The organism is Citrobacter sp. S55_ASV_140 (genome assembly GCF_018919505.1).
Classification (GTDB): domain Bacteria; phylum Pseudomonadota; class Gammaproteobacteria; order Enterobacterales; family Enterobacteriaceae; genus Citrobacter; species Citrobacter werkmanii.
In genome coordinates this window covers 1-536 of record NZ_JAHLQZ010000431.1, presented here as the reverse complement: position 1 = coordinate 536, position 536 = coordinate 1, and the positions used below count along the sequence as shown (strand labels likewise).

General features: G+C 52.4%; 1 rRNA gene. It reads right to left on the bottom strand.

Annotated features, from left to right (window positions below):
* A 16S ribosomal RNA gene (locus KQJ18_RS24370) occupies nt 1-453 on the bottom strand; the annotation flags it as partial.
* Nucleotides 454-536 lie beyond the last annotated feature (83 nt).

Genomic DNA, 536 nt, shown 5'->3' with positions numbered 1-536 from the left:
GCCTTCCTCCTCGCTGAAAGTACTTTACAACCCGAAGGCCTTCTTCATACACGCGGCATGGCTGCATCAGGCTTGCGCCCATTGTGCAATATTCCCCACTGCTGCCTCCCGTAGGAGTCTGGACCGTGTCTCAGTTCCAGTGTGGCTGGTCATCCTCTCAGACCAGCTAGGGATCGTCGCCTAGGTGAGCCGTTACCTCACCTACTAGCTAATCCCATCTGGGCACATCCGATGGCAAGAGGCCCGAAGGTCCCCCTCTTTGGTCTTGCGACATTATGCGGTATTAGCTACCGTTTCCAGTAGTTATCCCCCTCCATCGGGCAGTTTCCCAGACATTACTCACCCGTCCGCCACTCGTCACCCGAGAGCAAGCTCTCTGTGCTACCGTTCGACTTGCATGTGTTAGGCCTGCCGCCAGCGTTCAATCTGAGCCATGATCAAACTCTTCAATTTAAGTTTGATGCTCGTGAATTAAACTTCGTAATGAATTACGTGTTCACTCAGAGACTTGGTATTCATTTTTCGTCTTGCGACGT